Source organism: Actinomadura fibrosa (genome assembly GCF_900659615.1).
Lineage (GTDB): Bacteria > Actinomycetota > Actinomycetes > Streptosporangiales > Streptosporangiaceae > Spirillospora > Spirillospora fibrosa.
This window is the reverse complement of the sequence record NZ_CAACUY010000250.1, coordinates 1-12,055: the sequence shown is the minus strand read 5'-3', so window position 1 is coordinate 12,055 and position 12,055 is coordinate 1. Positions and strand designations below refer to the sequence as shown.

The 12,055-nt window shown below is 73.1% G+C and carries 11 protein-coding genes and 1 pseudogene; 4 read left to right on the top strand and 8 right to left on the bottom strand.

Annotated elements, in window-relative coordinates; all coding sequences use genetic code 11:
* Window positions 1-1,714 (bottom strand): annotated as a pseudogene (locus tag E1300_RS41155) (hypothetical protein); the annotation flags it as partial.
* A gap of 243 nt (window positions 1,715-1,957) precedes the next feature.
* Here E1300_RS41155 and E1300_RS41150 point away from each other — a divergent pair.
* Complete coding sequence (locus E1300_RS41150; RefSeq protein ID WP_131762709.1) at window positions 1,958-2,983, top strand: glycoside hydrolase domain-containing protein; 1,026 nt, start codon at window positions 1,958-1,960, stop codon at window positions 2,981-2,983.
* 74 nt (window positions 2,984-3,057) lie between these two features.
* On the opposite strand, the gene E1300_RS50750 is transcribed toward E1300_RS41150, so the two are convergent.
* On the bottom strand, window positions 3,058-3,366 hold the full coding sequence (locus tag E1300_RS50750; protein WP_165503225.1) for a hypothetical protein: 309 nt from the start codon (window positions 3,364-3,366) through the stop codon (window positions 3,058-3,060).
* Window positions 3,367-3,490: 124 nt separating this feature from the next.
* Complete coding sequence (locus E1300_RS41140; RefSeq protein WP_131762708.1) at window positions 3,491-3,877, bottom strand: helix-turn-helix domain-containing protein; 387 nt, start codon at window positions 3,875-3,877, stop codon at window positions 3,491-3,493.
* A gap of 185 nt (window positions 3,878-4,062) precedes the next feature.
* Here E1300_RS41140 and E1300_RS41135 point away from each other — a divergent pair, with 185 nt between their 5' ends.
* Window positions 4,063-4,374: a hypothetical protein gene (locus tag E1300_RS41135; RefSeq protein WP_131762707.1), complete on the top strand. Its 312-nt coding sequence runs from the start codon at window positions 4,063-4,065 to the stop codon at window positions 4,372-4,374.
* A 100-nt stretch (window positions 4,375-4,474) separates the two neighbouring features.
* Here the strand turns inward: E1300_RS41135 and E1300_RS41130 are convergent, their stop codons facing one another.
* From E1300_RS41130 to E1300_RS41115, 4 genes are read right to left on the bottom strand one after another with little or no spacing between them, the layout of a single operon-like run.
* Window positions 4,475-5,671, bottom strand: coding sequence for a GNAT family N-acetyltransferase (locus E1300_RS41130; protein ID WP_131762706.1), 1,197 nt, complete (start codon window positions 5,669-5,671; stop codon window positions 4,475-4,477).
* The gene (locus E1300_RS41125) at window positions 5,668-6,189 is read right to left on the bottom strand and encodes a GNAT family N-acetyltransferase (RefSeq protein ID WP_131762705.1); all 522 of its coding nucleotides are present in this window, start codon (window positions 6,187-6,189) and stop codon (window positions 5,668-5,670) included. Before E1300_RS41125 ends, E1300_RS41130 begins: the two co-directional genes overlap by 4 nt.
* A 26-nt stretch (window positions 6,190-6,215) precedes the next feature.
* Window positions 6,216-7,559: a class I SAM-dependent RNA methyltransferase gene (locus E1300_RS41120; protein WP_131762704.1), complete on the bottom strand. Its 1,344-nt coding sequence runs from the start codon at window positions 7,557-7,559 to the stop codon at window positions 6,216-6,218.
* The gene (locus E1300_RS41115) at window positions 7,552-9,651 is read right to left on the bottom strand and encodes an APC family permease (RefSeq protein WP_131762703.1); all 2,100 of its coding nucleotides are present in this window, start codon (window positions 9,649-9,651) and stop codon (window positions 7,552-7,554) included. The genes E1300_RS41120 and E1300_RS41115 overlap by 8 nt, the downstream gene beginning before the upstream one ends.
* 196 nt (window positions 9,652-9,847) lie before the next feature.
* Here E1300_RS41115 and E1300_RS41110 point away from each other — a divergent pair, with 196 nt between their 5' ends.
* Window positions 9,848-10,513, top strand: a complete 666-nt coding sequence (locus tag E1300_RS41110) for a potassium channel family protein (RefSeq protein ID WP_131762702.1) — start codon at window positions 9,848-9,850, stop codon at window positions 10,511-10,513.
* The gene (locus E1300_RS41105) at window positions 10,513-11,172 is read left to right on the top strand and encodes a potassium channel family protein (protein ID WP_131762701.1); all 660 of its coding nucleotides are present in this window, start codon (window positions 10,513-10,515) and stop codon (window positions 11,170-11,172) included. The genes E1300_RS41110 and E1300_RS41105 overlap by 1 nt, the downstream gene beginning before the upstream one ends.
* Before the next feature lie 122 nt (window positions 11,173-11,294).
* Here E1300_RS41105 and E1300_RS41100 read toward each other — a convergent pair whose 3' ends face one another.
* Window positions 11,295-11,999, bottom strand: coding sequence for a DUF3159 domain-containing protein (locus tag E1300_RS41100; RefSeq protein WP_242619722.1), 705 nt, complete (start codon window positions 11,997-11,999; stop codon window positions 11,295-11,297).
* Window positions 12,000-12,055: the final 56 nt, after the last annotated feature.

Here is a 12,055-nt window from a genome sequence, read left to right as displayed (position 1 = left end):
CCTGCGCCGTCGCCCGCGCGGCCCCGGCCCCCGCCGGAGCGGGCAGCGGCGGCACCGACAGGGGCGCCACCTGGCGCGGCGCGTCCTGCTCCGCCCCCTGCTGGGCCTGCTGCGGGGCCTGCTGCTGGGTCTGCTGCGGGGCCTGCTGGGCCGCCTGGTGAGCGGCCTGCTGCGGCTGCGGCCCGTCCGGTCGCTGCGCGGAGGCCGCCGGCGCGCCCGTGAGCCGGGTGCGCGTCACGGCCTGGTTGTTGCCGGTGTCCACATCGATCGTGGACGTGGACGCCCGCGACACCGACTCCACCACCGAGCCCGCGCGGGCGTCGCCCCCGGGAATGATCGCGATGTGCACGGTCCGCTCCTCGTCGGGCGCCAGCGACCCCAGCTCGCAGAGGTAGCCGCGGCCTTCCGTCCGGCACGCCGGGTCGTGCTCGACGAGCCTCAGCGGACCGTCCGAGCGGAGCGTCACGTTCTCGGCGGCGGACGGCCCCAGGTTGCGGACCTTCATGTCGTACGGCATCGCCGCGCCCGCCCGCGACGCCTCCGGCGCCGACGCGGACAGCAGCAGGTCGGCGGTCCGCGCGACCCGCACCTCGGGGAACATGCGGGTGACGCGCGTCCCGCCCCACGTCACCGTGACGCGGCCGGCGATCGTCCGGCCCGCCCTGGCCCGCCGGGACACCTTGGCCCTGATCACGCCCGCGACCGTCTGCCCGGGCTGCACGGTGCCGAGGCGGCACACGACCGTCCGCTGGTCCTTCTCGGCCGCGCAGCCCGTCTGCCCGGACACGAACTCCAGCGCCCGCGGCAGCCGCGCCCGCAGCACCGCCTCGCCCGCCCTCGCGCGGGCCGGCGCCGTCACCGCGAACGGCCAGTCGTAGGTGCCGCCCGGGACCACCACCTTCCCCGGCCCGCTGGTGCTGAGGCTCACCGCCGCGGTCTGCGCGGGCGCCTCCGGCTTCGCGGACGCCCCGGACGCGCCGTCCGCGGGCTTCGCGGACGCCTTCGGCTTGGCCGGCGCACCGGATCCGGCGTGCGCCTTCGGCTTCGCCGCCGTGTGCACTCCGGCCGCGGGCTTGGACGAGGTGTGCGCCTTCGGCTGCGCCTGCCCCTTGGGCTTCGCGTGGACCGTGGCCTGCGCGTGCGCCTTCGGATGCGACGTCCCGTGGGCTCCGGCCTTGGGCTTGGACGCGGTATGCGCCGACGGCTTGGCGTGACCCTCCGACTGCGCGTGCGGCTTCGGCTTGGCGTGGGGCTTGGGCTGCGCGTGCGGCTTGGGCTGCGCGTGCGCCTTCGGCTTCGCGTGGCCGCCGGGCTGCGCGTGCCCCGGCGGCTTGGCGTGAGGCTTCGGCTGCGCGTGCCCCTTCGGCTTCGCGTGACTCCCCGACTGCGCGTGCGGCTTCGGCTTGGCGTGCGGCTTGGAATGCCCGTGTGCTTCGGGAATCCCGTGCGGCTTGGGGTTGCCGTGCGGCTTCGGCTTCGGGCTTCCGTGCGGCTTCGGGCTCCCGTGGGCCCGCGGCTTCGCGTGCGGCTCGGGCTTCTCGCCCGGTTTGGGCCTCGGGCGCGCCTTGGACCTGCCCCCGGGCTTCGACGCGGCGGATGGGGCGGGTTTAACCCGGACGGCGTGCGCCATCGGGACGGGGACGCCTCCGAGGCCGCCGCCGTCCACGTCCAGGAACGGGACGACGCCGAGCAGCGGGGCCGCGGTCAGCAGCACGAGCCCTCGCGCGCCGACGCGCCCTCTCGCCTTACGGAACACAGCGACCCCCCGGTTGACCTGCGAGTTCCCGTCAGATCCGTTGTAGCGACCGGGCAGGCGAACCGCTAGCGCCACGTGCGCGTGTCGTGACGGACAGTGAGATGAACGGGACGGGCCGATGGCAACATTTCGGATCTCCTGCAATCAATGTCATGAGCCTGTTAAATCGACCAAGACCTGATATCGGAGCATGGAGTTGAGATGGCAGTCTTCGGCGTGGACTACGCGTGGGGACGCCCGGGCACCGACGCGCTGCGGCGCGCCGGGGCGAAGTTCGCCTGCCGCTACCTGTCGCACGACACGACCGGCAAGAACCTGACCCGCGCGGAGGCGGAGGAGCTGTCCGGCGCGGGCATCTGGCTGGTGGTCGTGTGGGAGTCCGGCGCCTCGCGGGCGCTGGACGGGCGGGACGCCGGGAAGGCGGACGCGGAGGACGCGGCCGCGCAGGCCGCTTCGCTCGGGATGCCCTCCGACCGCCCGATCTACTTCGCGGTCGACTTCGACGCGTCGGCGGCCCAGCAGAGCGCGATCAACGCCTACCTGGACGGCGCCGCGTCCGTCCTCGGGCGGGACCGCGTGGGCCTGTACGCCGGATACGGGCCGATCGACCGGGCGTTCGACGCCGGGAAGATCGCCTACGGCTGGCAGACCTACGCCTGGTCGGACGGCCGGTGGGACTCCCGCGCCCAGCTCCAGCAGTACTCCAACGACCACGAGATCAACGGCGTGGGCGTCGACTACGACCGCGCCATGGACAGCGACTACGGGCAGTGGCGCGTCGGCGTCTCGCCCGAGGGAGACGACATGCCCGAGTACGTGTCCGTCGGCACCGAGACCGCGCAGGAGCTCGCCCCGAAGGCGTGGACGAACGTCAGCTGGCACATCGACTACTCCGACACCCTGCACCAGCACAACGACGAGGGCGGCCCGAGCGTGCTGAACGGGTCGGCGCGCTACGCGCTGAGCGCGGCCGTCCAGATCAGCGGGGTCCCGGCGGGCACGCTCATCCAGGCCCGGGTGGTCGAGGTGGAGGACGCGGACACCAGCAAGTTCGAGGCGGGACCCGTCCAGGACTTCGTCTCCGTCGGCGAGGAGACGAACATCCTCTACGGGCTGGCGGCCGACACCGTCCGCGACGACCACCGGGTGCGCTTCCAGGTGGTGCAGCACGGCGACGCCGCGGCCACGCTCACGGGCGGCAGCGCGAAGGTGTTCTTCTGGCGCTGACCCGCCCGGCGCCGTCCCGCTCGCCCGGTCAGGCCGCCCGGCTCGCCCGGTCAGGCCGCCCCGCTCGCCCCCGGTCAGCGGGCCTCGTCGCGCCGGTCCGCGGCCACGCGCGCCGCGTTGCGCAGCACGCGGGTCTGGACCTCCAGGTGGTCGAGGATGCGCCGCTGCTGCTCGCGGACGTCCCGGACGAGGCGGACGGCGACCAGGGCGAGCACGGCGACCGCGGAGGCGAGCCCGGCGTTGACGATCAGCAGCGGGTCGGCGCCGCCGGCGACGACGGCCACGACGGCGGACGCGATGACCGTGGCGGCGACCGCGGCGACCCCCACGCAGGTCGCGACGGCGCCGAGCGCCCCCCGGGGACAGGTGGGGCGTACGAGCATCGCCGATCTCCTTCGCGCAGGGGAGCGGGACCACCTTGACCGTCCCGGCTGGTACCAGTGTGCACGTTGGTCAGCGTCCGCAACAACCGGTCAGTTCCGGAAATCGCTTCAAGCTATGGGAAAGTCAACGCCCGCCGGGCTCGCCGTAAAGCGCGCGGAGGAAGGCCAGGGCCATCCGCCGCTTCTCCCCCGGGTCGTCCCGCAGGTCGGCAAAGTAGGCGTTGAGTTCCGACAGCTCGTGCAGCGCCTCCTCCGGCCCGGCGGGGGCGGGCATGCCGAGCGGCTCCAGCCCCTCGCCGATGCGCCGCAGGTCGCCCGGCCGCCACTGGAGGGCGGACTCGATCGCGCTCCGGGTGCGGGCCTGCGGCCAGCGCTCCCCCGCCTCCAGGTTGTAGATCGTCTTCACGGTGACGCCGGCGCGCTCGGACAGCTGCTCCTGGGTGAGGCCGAGCGAGCCGCGCCGGGCCACCACGTACTTGGCGACCCGCTCCCGGTCCAGCTCTCCAGCCATGCAGCCAGCATGACGGAAACAGTAAGGAACATCCAGCACTGCCCGGGAGAATGTTACTCGCCGCACAATTTCTTGAAATTACTAGTCCATCATTGAACAGTTACCGGTTCCTTCCTACCATGGAACGACGAGGGCGCGCCGCGGGCCCACCGCGGGCGGCCCGACGACGAAGGGCGGGAGCACCCGTGTCCGAGGAAGGACTGAGCACGATAGAGATCGCGCTGCTGGAGATGCGCCGGGACCTGGAGGTCCGGCTCACCAATCTCGAAGGCCAGCTCGCCCTGCTCCACCAGCGCAACGAGCAGAGCGAGCGGGAGGCGAGCGACCGGGCGCACCAGGTCGGCGACATCGAGGACCGCCTCGGCACCACCGAGCGCGAGCAGATCACGCGGAGCCATCTCGACAACCGCTTCCGGCACACGATGGCGCTGCTGTCGCTGATCGCCGCGTCCGCGTCCGCGGTGATCGCGCTGCTCACCATCCTGCTGAGCCGCTGATCCACCGGCCGCTGATCCACCGGCCGCTGATCCACCGGCCGGGGCTCCGGTGGACCGGGCCGGCGGGCCGTCCGGCCCGCCGGGTCGGGGCGGCGCCGCTCTAGAAGTCGTCGTTGGTATAGGGGGCCAGGGGGACGGCGAACGCGCGGTCCAGGCGGTCGGCGGCGCCGGGCGTGTGCTCGGTGACCAGGCCGGCGCGGGCCAGCGCGCGCAGGCGCGTGCCGCCGAGGTAGGCGGCGGCCAGCTCGGCGGTGTCCAGGGAGAGGTCGGGTTCGTCGGCGGTGGGTTCGCAGGTCCCGGCGGACAGCCGCCAGCGGCCCTGGTTGGCGGGGAGCCGCGCGTCCCGCAGGTCGATCACGAGGTCGTCCTCGGACGCCCAGCTCCGCGCCCGCAGCGCGGCGGGGGCGTCGATCAGCCGGAGCCAGAGCGCGCCCTCGTCCCGGACGAACGCGACCTGGTCGGCGTCGGCGGCCAGGTACCGGAGCAGGTCGTCCACCGGGCGGGTCGGCGCCGAGACGCGGTCGGTCAGGTCGATCTCCGCCAGGAAGCGCCAGAGCGCCGCCTCGACGGCCGGGGTGTCGGCTTCGAGGTCCTCCAGGTGGACGGTGCCCTGGCCGTTGTGCTCCGTCCGGTAGACGGCGTAGCCGCCGGGCTCGCCGTCCATCACGACCACGCGGGGTTCGCTGCGGCCTTCGTGCTCGGGGTGCACGCGCGGCACGATGCCGCACCGCCACCACTCGGCGTCGCGGACCAGGCCGCCCGGACGCCGCTCGATCGCCCGCCGGTGGATCGGGCCGAGGACCTCGGGGACGGCGTCGCGGTCGACGAACCGGAGCGGGCGCGGATCGGGGTCGGCGCGCAGCGCGAGCGGGCGCCGGGTGTCGATCTCCAGGGCGGCGATCCGGTCGGCGAGCCCGAACCCGTACCGGCCGTAGATCGCGCTCTGCGACGCCCAGAGCGCGGCGACCGGGCGGCCCGCGGCGGCCGCGTCCGCGTGCATCCGCTCGATCATGGACGTGAGGACGCCGCGGCGCCGGTGCGTGGGCAGCACGCCCACGTAGGTGACCGCCGAGCAGTCCAGCAGGGCGCCGGGGACCGACAGCCGCATCGGGACGACGGCGAGCTGCCCGGCGAGGACGCCGCCGGCGTAGGCGCCGGTGCGCTCGGCGCGGCGCAGGATCCAGCGCTGGCGGTCGTACTCGTCGTCGGGGGTGCGGCCGTGGAAGACCAGGTCGGCGAGGACGATCATCTGGTCCAGATCGGCCTCGGGGACCGTCCTGATCTCAAGATCGCTCATGGTTCCACCGTAAGCCTGCGGCGCAACCCCTTTTCCCAGGAGATCCGGTAGTACTTCAGGCGCTCGTCCTCGCCGACGAGCCGCATCCCGGCCGCGGCCATGACCCGCTGGGACGCGACGTTGTGGTGGTCGGTGTCGCCCTCCACGGAGGAGGCCCCGGCCTCGCGCGCGTACTCCAGCAGGCCGCGGAGGGCCTCGGTCGCGTAGCCCCGGCCCTGCGCCGCGGGAACGAGCCCGTACCCGATCGTGACGGTGCCGTTCTCGTCGGCGGCGCCGTGGAAGCCGAGGCCGCCGATGGCGAGCCCGTCCGCGCGGCGCCGGATCTCGTAGGCCCCGAACGGGTGCGGGTCGCCCGCGTGGAGGCACGTCGCGATGTACCGCTTCGCCCCGGCGAGATCGGCGTCGGACGGGTAGCCGGGCGCCCAGCCGGCGCCGGACGGCTCGCCCGCCAGCAGCGCCTCGGCCTCGGCGACGCTCAGCGGATGCAGGACGAGCCGCTCCGTGACTAGATCATCCATAGGACCGGACTATCACGCCGTATCTCTCAGCCCCGCACGAGGGTCGCCAGGCACTCCACGTGCTGGGTCATGGGGAAGGCGTCGAAGGCGCGCAGCGTCTCCAGCGTCCAGCCGCGCTCGCCGAAGTAGGCGAGGTCGCGGGCCAGCGTGGCGGGGTCGCACGACACGTAGGCGATCTTGCGGCCGGCGAGCCGGGTGATGTGCTGGACGACCTCCCGGCCGGCGCCGGCGCGGGGCGGGTCGAGGACGACCAGGTCGGCGCGGCGGACGCGGGCGCCGCCCTGGTGGCCGCCGCCGCGCTTGTTCTGCGCGCGCGAGGAGCCCGCGGCGCGGCCGAACTCCAGGTCGGCGACGACCTCCTCGACCGGCCCGCGCTCGATCGACACGTTCGGCAGGTCGCGCAGGTTGAACCGGGCGTCGCGGACGGCCTGCCCGTCGGACTCGACGCCGACCACGAGGCCGTCGGGGCCGATCCGGTCGGCGAGGACGCCGGCGAACAGCCCGACGCCGCAGTACAGGTCGAGGGCGATGTCGCCCGGCTTCGGCTCCAGCGTGTCGATGACGGCGTCGGCGAGGAGCTGGGCGGCGCCCGGGTGGACCTGCCAGAATCCGCTGCCGCTGACCTGGAACATGCGGCCGGACACCGACTCGCGGACGTAGGGCAGGTTGGCGCCGGGCTCGGGCTTGCCGCGGACGAGCCGGACCGGCACGTCCAGCCGCGGCACCCGGATCTTGCGGCGGTCGCGGCCGCGCAGCACGACGATCCGGTCGCCGGTGGCCGCGGACACGATGCCCTCGACCCCGGACGCGCCGGGCCAGCGCTTGCGCTCGATGCCCATCAGCTCGACGCCGGGATGGGCGATCAGGCACTCGTCGATGGGCTCGATGTCGTGGGAGCGGTGCTTGCGGAGGCCGACGGTGCCGTCCACGACGGCGAACTGCACGCGGGTGCGCCAGCCGGTGCCGGGCGCGGGCACGATCTCGCTCTCGACCGGGTAGGGCACCTCCTCGACCACCACGGTGCGGTCGATCCCGGCGAGGCGGCGGAGCTGCTCCTCGACCACCGAGGCCTTGAGGGCGCGCTGGGCGGGCAGCGAGGCGTGCTGCCAGTCGCAGCCGCCGCAGCGGCCGGGACCGGCGAACGGGCACGGCGGCTCGACGCGGTCGGCGGACGCCTCGATGATCTCCACGGCGTCCGCGCGCAGGAAGTTCTTCGTGGTCTCGGTGACGCGGGCCCTGACCCGTTCGCCGGGCAGGGCGTGCCGGACGAAGACCACGCGGCCCTCGTGGCGGGCGACGCAGAAACCGCCGTTGGCGACGTTGCCGACCTCCAGTTCGAGGAGCTCGGAGCCGGGTTCGGAATCAGTCACGGTCCGAAACGATACCGCCACCGGGACGCGCGCCGTTCCCTCCCTGCGGCGCCGCCTCGTGCGGCGTCCCCCCGGTCGGCGCCGCCTCGTGCGGCGGCCTCTCGCGCGGCGGGCGGCGGGAGGCGCCGGCGGCGGGCGGCTCGATCCGGCCCTTCAGGCGGTCGGACGACTGGAGCTGCCACGCCACGCTCGTCACCATCACGCCCGGCTGGAACAGCAGCCGGCCCTTCAGGCGCAGCGCGCTCTGGTTGTGCAGGAGCTGCTCCCACCAGTGCCCGACGACGTACTCCGGGATGAACACGGTGACGACGTCGCGGGGGCTCTTGCGGCGGACGCTCTTGACGTAGGACAGCACCGGCCGGGTGATCTCCCGGTACGGGGAGTCGAGGATCTTCAGCGGGACGGGGATGTCGAGCGCGTCCCACTCCTCCTGGAGGCGGTGGGACTCCTCCGCGTCCACCGCGACGGTGACGGCCTCCAGCGTGGACGGGCGGGTGGCGCGGGCGTACGCCAGCGCCCGCAGCGTCGGCTTGTGGATCTTGGAGACGAGGACGATGCCGTGGTTGCGGGCGGGCAGCGCCACGTCCTCCCCGGAGGGCACGAGCTCCGCCGCGACGCGGTCGTAGTGCTTCCGGATCGCCTTCATCAGCAGGAACAGCACCGGCATCGCGATGCAGACGATGTAGGCGCCCAGCGCGAACTTGGTGATCAGCACGACGACCAGCACGACGCCGGTGAGGGACGCGCCGAACGCGTTGATGCCCCGGGAGGTCCGCATCCGGCGGCGCTGCGCCGCGTCCGGCTCGGTGGCGAGCAGCCGGTTCCAGTGCCGGACCATGCCGACCTGGCTGACGGTGAAGGACACGAAGACGCCGACGGTGTACAGCGGGATCAGCCGGCTGACGGACGCGTCGTAGGCGTAGATCAGCAGGCCCGCCATCGTGGCGAGGATGATGATGCCGTTGCTGAACGCCAGCCGGTCGCCGCGGGTGTGGAGCTGCCGCGGCAGGTAGCGGTTCTGCGCGAGCACCGAGCCGAGCACCGGGAACCCGTTGAAGGCGGTGTTGGCGGCGAGGAACAGGATCAGCGCGGTCATCACGGTGACCAGCGCGAACCCCGGCGTGAAGTTGCTGAACACGGTGTGCGCCACCTGCGCGATCACCGGGTCGGCGTCGCTGACCTCCTTGCCGGTGGCGGGGTCGATCAGGTGGCTGCCCTGGTCCGGCTCGGCGAACTTGGCGTCGGTGATGTAGGCGAACGCGGTGACGCCGCCGAACATCGTCATCGCGACGAGGCCGAGCATCAGCAGCGTGGTCGCGGCGTTCTCGCCCTTCGGCTTCTTGAACGCGGGCACGCCGTTGCTGATCGCCTCGACGCCCGTCAGCGCGGCGCACCCGGACGAGAACGCCCGCAGCAGCAGGAACACGAGCGCGAACCCCGCGACGCCCATCTCGTCGCCGTGGACCTGGTAGTGCGCCGTCTCCGCCTCCAGGTCGGTGCCGGCGGCGAGGCGCAGCAGCCCCCACAGCAGCATGCTGACGACCGCGAACATGAACAGGAAGGTCGGGATCGCGAAGGCGACCCCGGCCTCCTTCAGGCCCCGCAGGTTCGCGATGGTCAGCAGGACGACGATCGCGATGGCGACGCCGACCTCGTGCGGCTGCATGAACTTCAGCAGCGCGCCGAGGTTCTCCACCCCGGACGACACCGACACCGCCACCGTCAGGACGTAGTCGACCAGCAGGGCGCTCGCGACGACCACGCCCCAGTTGTCGCCGAGGTTCGTGGTGGCGACCTCGAAGTCGCCGCCGCCGCTCTGGTAGGCCCGGACGTTCTGGCGGTAGGAGGCGACGACGGTGAGCAGGATCACCACGACGGCCGCCGCGACCCACGGGGTGTAGTGGTACATGACGAGTCCGCCCGCGCCGAGGGCGAGGAGGATCTCCTGCGGAGCGTAGGCCACCGACGACAAGGCGTCGCTGGCGAACACGGGCAGCGCGATACGCTTGGGGAGGAGCTGCTCGTGCTGTTGCGAGCTGCTCAGCGCGCGGCCCAGCAGCAACCGCTTGGCAAGGTCCGGAGCCTTCGACACGGAACGGAACTCTAGCCCGTCGTCATGACGCCCTTTCGCGTGCCCGCCGCCTTCGCGCGTTCCCCGGCCAGAACGGTCCAAGCCCCAGGCCCCGGAGCCGGCCGGGTAGTACTCGCCTGGGGCGGTGTGTAGGTTTGCAGCCCGGCAGGGATCATTCACTTGGGGAACGTCCTCCGGACGGAATGAAGGAACGGCCGTGCATATCGTGATCATGGGGTGCGGGCGCGTCGGCTCGACGCTCGCCCACATCCTGGAGGACAAGGGCCACTCGGTGGCCATCATCGACCAGAGCCCGGAGGCGTTCCGGCGGCTGCGCAGCGGGTTCCGCGGCCGCCGCATCACCGGGTTCGGGTTCGACCGCGATGTGATCGCCGAGGCGGGCATCGAGCAGGCGTCGGCGTTCGTGGCCGTCAGCAGCGGCGACAACTCCAACATCATCTCGGCCCGGGTGGCGCGCGAGACGTTCGGCGTCGACAACGTCGTCGCCCGCATCTACGACCCCCGCCGCGCCGAGGTCTACCAGCGCCTCGGCATCCCCACGGTCGCGACCGTCCGGTGGACCGCCGACCAGATCCTGCGGCGCCTGCTCCCCGAGGGCGCCGAGCCGCTGTGGCGCGACCCCACCGGCGCGGTCGTCCTCGCCGAGCTCGACACCGGGCACGCCTGGGTCGGCGAGAAGGTCGCCGCGCTGGAGGAGCACGCGGGCACCCGCGTGGCGTTCCTGTCCCGGATGGGCGAGGCCCTCGTCCCCGAGCGGGACACGGTCATCCAGGACGGCGACATCGTCCACATCATGGCGCGCGCCGATGACCTGGAGCGCGTCAACGCCGCCGTCGCGGCGCGGAGCGGAGAGGACGCCTGATGCGGGTCGCGATCGCCGGGGCCGGCGCCGTGGGGCGCTCGATCGCCCAGGAGCTGCTGGAGAACGGCCACGAGGTGCTCCTGATCGACAAGAGCCCGAAGGCCATCAAGGTCGAGATGGTGCCGCGGGCCGAGTGGCTGCTCGCCGACGCCTGCGAGATCTCCGCGCTGGACGACGCCGCGCTGGAGCGCTGCCAGGTCGTGGTCGCCTCGTCCGGCGACGACAAGGTCAACCTCGTGGTGTCGCTGCTCGCCAAGACCGAGTACGGGGTGCCGCGGGTCGTCGCCCGGATCAACCACCCGAAGAACGAGTGGCTGTTCAACGAGTCGTGGGGCGTGGACGTGGCCGTGTCCACGCCGCGGCTGCTGTCCGCGCTCGTCGAGGAGGCGGTCAGCGTCGGCGACCTCGTCCGGCTGATGACGTTCCGGCAGGGCGAGGCGAACCTCGTCGAGCTGACCCTGCCCGAGGACGCGCCGCTCGGCGGCGAGCGGGTCGGCTCGGTCGGCTGGCCGCGCGACACCGCGCTGGTCGCGATCCTGCGCGAGGGCCGCGTGCTGGTCCCGACGTCCGACGACACCCTGGAGCCCGGCGACGAGCTGATGTTCGTCGCCACCCAGGACGTCGAAGACGAACTGGCCGAACTCCTCGGCGGAAGGTAACAGCCACTCTCGCCGCCGACCGCCCGGCGGCCGCGATCGCGTGCGAAGCCAGGTTCGAGCCTGCGAGAACCTGATCGCGCAGCGAGCCGCTGGGCGAGCCGGAGCGATGCAGCGATCGCCGCTCAGTCCGTTGAAGGAGGGCGCTCCAGCGCCTGACGCCAAGGACTGTGCAAGGGAGTACGTCCCCTTGCCAGGAGCCAGACCATGGTCGCCAGGGCTGCCACCTGGAGGGGCCAGCCCATGGCGATCTTTGCGGGGCCGAGGAGGCCGCTCTGGTCGCCGTCGGCGAGGTAGATCGGGTACTGGACGGCGACCCGGGCGGCGCAGGGCAGCACCAGCAGCCAGGTCAGCCGGGAGCACAGCTTGACGATGCCGGGGTCGGACCGCCAGGCCGTCGGGTCGCCGGTGACCGAGCCGATCACGAAGCCGACGACGGGCCAGCGGACCGCGATCGAGAAGATCATCGCGGCGGCGTAGCCGGCGTTGAGCATGATGCCCGGCAGGAACGCGTTCTCGGCCTTGCCGGAGCGCAGCGCGAAGAACGCGGCGATCGCGATGCCGACCAGGCTGTTGAGGACGAACTGCGGGCTGGAGCGCTGCGCGAGCCGGACCAGCAGGAGCAGCACGGCCGCGCCGACGCCCGCGCCGACCGCGAGCTTGACGTCCTCGGTGCCGACGTAGGTGCCGGTGAACGCGATCGTGGGAACGGCCGCCTCGATCATGCCGCGGACGCCGCCGAGCGCCTTGGTGAGCTGCGCGCGGACCGCGGCCTCGACCGTGTCGTGCGCGGCGTCCCCACCGGACGCGGCCGCCGGGCCGGCCGCGATGTCGAGGCCGGAAGCCGGCGGCTCCTGCTGACCGGCCGGGAACTCGACCACCGGCT

Bases quoted from the DNA above. Each gene is read 5' to 3' on its own strand.
- E1300_RS41150 (WP_131762709.1), top strand. From the start codon at position 1,958: ATGGCAGTCTTCGGCGTGGACTACGCGTGGGGACGCCCGGGCACCGAC.
- E1300_RS50750 (WP_165503225.1), bottom strand. From the start codon at position 3,366: ATGCTCGTACGCCCCACCTGTCCCCGGGGGGCGCTCGGCGCCGTCGCG.
- E1300_RS41140 (WP_131762708.1), bottom strand. From the start codon at position 3,877: ATGGCTGGAGAGCTGGACCGGGAGCGGGTCGCCAAGTACGTGGTGGCC.
- E1300_RS41130 (WP_131762706.1), bottom strand. From the start codon at position 5,671: ATGAGCGATCTTGAGATCAGGACGGTCCCCGAGGCCGATCTGGACCAG.
- E1300_RS41125 (WP_131762705.1), bottom strand. From the start codon at position 6,189: ATGGATGATCTAGTCACGGAGCGGCTCGTCCTGCATCCGCTGAGCGTC.
- E1300_RS41105 (WP_131762701.1), top strand. From the start codon at position 10,513: ATGCGGGTCGCGATCGCCGGGGCCGGCGCCGTGGGGCGCTCGATCGCC.